We start from the raw sequence: 930 nt of genomic DNA on the forward strand, positions 1-930 counted from the left end.
AGAATAAGGGCAATAAGTAAAGGATATAAAGTCCAATCTTTTATAAGCAAGATTAGCAATTCATTAATATCATTTGGGAACAAGGTGTTTAATGGAATAAGTAACTTTTTTAAAGATGGAATTAGCATTATAAAAAATATATACAATTCAGATTCAAATGGTGTTGAATGGGCATATAGATCAGTAATTGACTGGTTTGATAGACACCAACTTGCAGGAAATGTAATTTCCTTTGGATTAAATGCATTAGCAGTTGTAGGAGCAGGAGTTACTCTAGTTGCTGGAGGCCCAGTAATTGCAGTCGTAGGAGCAGTTTTAGGAGGAGCATTAGCACTAAATAGTTTATTAGATGATGGAACAAAGCTATATAATAATATAGCGAATGGAAGCAATAAAGGATTTAATGGATTAGAAGTTGGATTAAAATCTGTAGCAGGAGAAAAAGTAGGTGGAATTATATATGGAGGTCTTAATGTAGCAGATTTTGCCCTAAATATTCCACATATGTTTAAAGGCATAGGAAAGATAAAAACATCATTAATAGATGTAGGAAAAGCAATTAAAAATTTCCCTAGTAAAGTATCAGGCATGGTAGGAGCATTTAAAACTAAATCAATAGAAGCCATAAAAGATACTGGTAATATACTAAAAGTAGGCTATAATAATTATATTAATGATACAAAAAGTTTCAGCTTAGGATCTAATCTTGGCGGAGAACTTAATAAAATTGGAAGCAATATTAAGAAAGCAGCTGATGATCTTAAGAATAGCAAGAAGATACAATCTGGAATAGATGTGTATGATAATTTAAGTGATAGGAAGTTAGTTGAAGGGGTAAGAGAAGCTGGTAAAGATATAACTGATATAATTAATAAAAATGGATTTACAGTTGATAAGTTCAATGAACTAAGAGTTAAAGATGTAGCATTA

1 protein-coding gene is annotated in these 930 nt (G+C 30.9%); it reads left to right on the plus strand.

The genetic code is table 11. The features are described 5' to 3' along the window. On the plus strand, positions 1-930 hold a 930-nt coding region (locus tag I2E83_RS16215), incomplete at both ends, for a hypothetical protein (RefSeq protein ID WP_195430973.1).

Source organism: Clostridium sp. D46t1_190503_E9, from assembly GCF_015555225.1.
Taxonomy (GTDB): Bacteria; Bacillota; Clostridia; order Clostridiales; family Clostridiaceae; genus Clostridium.